Genomic DNA, 623 nt, shown 5'->3' on the forward strand with positions numbered 1-623 from the left:
TGCCTCTCCAACGCCGACCTGCTGACGGGCAACCTGCTCACCGACATCACCGGCGACATCACCAACTTCTTCGATCTGACGCTCAACCCCGTCACCGGTTGCATCGATGGGATCCAGAAGCAGGGCGTCGCGCTGCAGTCGGGTGATTTTGGCAACATCATCATCGCGGCCAAGGTCACCGTGCCTTCCACCACCACCACCATCAACAACATCGGAGCCTCGGTCAACATTGCCCCCGCTCCCTCCAACAACCCCCAGCCGACCGACAACGACTTTGCCTCCATCTACACCCACACCGTAGCGCCCCTGCCCGTCTCGCTGGTCAGTTTCAGCGCCAGTGCCCAGGAAGACAAAACCGTGCTGGTTAGCTGGAGCACCAGCTGGGAGAAATCCAACCAGAAGTACGTGGTCGAGCGCAGCAAGGATCTGCGGAGTTTCGAGCCGGTGGGTGAGGTGAGCGAAGTGGCGGGCAGCAGCAATAGTCTGAGCCGGTACCGGTATGTAGACGGGAGTCCCTACCGGGGGACGAGTTATTACCGGCTTCGTCAGGTAGACCAGGACGGACGGAGTGAGACCTTCCGGTCGGCCTCGGTGGTGATCGATGCTCGGTACGGGGTGTATCC

At 61.0% G+C, this 623-nt stretch carries 1 pseudogene; it reads left to right on the plus strand.

The features are described 5' to 3' along the window. Positions 1-623, plus strand: a pseudogene (locus tag ACYVC2_RS13600) (hypothetical protein); the annotation flags it as partial.

The sequence above is a fragment of the Spirosoma koreense genome (assembly GCF_054777875.1).